The sequence below is a fragment of the Streptomyces griseus subsp. griseus genome (genome assembly GCF_000720255.1).
GTDB lineage: Bacteria > Actinomycetota > Actinomycetes > Streptomycetales > Streptomycetaceae > Streptomyces > Streptomyces griseus_I.
The window spans coordinates 1-755 of sequence record NZ_JOJE01000173.1 but is presented as its reverse complement, the minus strand read 5'-3'; the positions used below and the strand labels follow the sequence as shown (position 1 = coordinate 755).

Genomic DNA, 755 nt, shown 5'->3' with positions numbered 1-755 from the left:
GGCTGTCGCGTCGGGTGGGCGCCGGGTTCCACTGCCCGGGGCGGGTGATGCTGTCGCAGGGACGGTGGGTTGCTGGTCAGCCGGGGTCGGGCAGGAGCGCGAGCCGTTCAAGGGCGGCGGTGATCTCGCAGGTCCAGGGCCAGTGCCGGGCGAGGCGAAGGATCCTGCGCCGGCCGGTGGTGGCGAGCTGGCCGGCTGCGGAGAACAGGCGGAACCGCAGGCGACGCGGTTCCCAGAGCCTCGCCCGGCCGGTGAGGGCGAGCATGTGGCGATCGGCCGGCCGGTGGTGTTGGTCGCGAAGCACGTGATCCGCATGCCGTCCGCGTCCGTGATCCTCAACTGAGCGCCAGGATGGGAGCGTTCCTTTCGGACGATGAGCCGCATGCCCTTGGGCCAGCCGTGAAGGAGCTTGCCGGTGAGCTCGGCGATCCAGGCCCCGTCACGGGCCTCACCGTCGGCCTCGACGGCCGGGGTCCAGGCTGCTTCGGTAGTTGGGCGAGGGCCAGTTGGGCGGTGGCGATGTGGTCGGCAGCGGTGTTGGAGCCAGCGTTCCCCGGCCTGAGGAGGGTGGCGACAGCCTCTCCGGTTCCGCCCGGTCCGTGGTCGACGAAGGCCGTCAGGGGGTGATGGCCGTAGGTCTTCTTCCAGGTCGCGGCCGCGTCCTGCTTGTCGGAGTGCGCGATCACGAGGACGCCGTCGAGGTCGACGGTGACCTGTCCGTCGGTGTCCGGGGCGTTCTTACCCGCCAACAACCA

General features: G+C 71.0%; 1 pseudogene. It reads right to left on the bottom strand.

Features of this window, described 5'->3' with window-relative positions:
* Positions 1-76: 76 nt before the first annotated feature.
* Positions 77-755, bottom strand: a pseudogene (locus tag IG99_RS47300) (transposase); the annotation flags it as partial.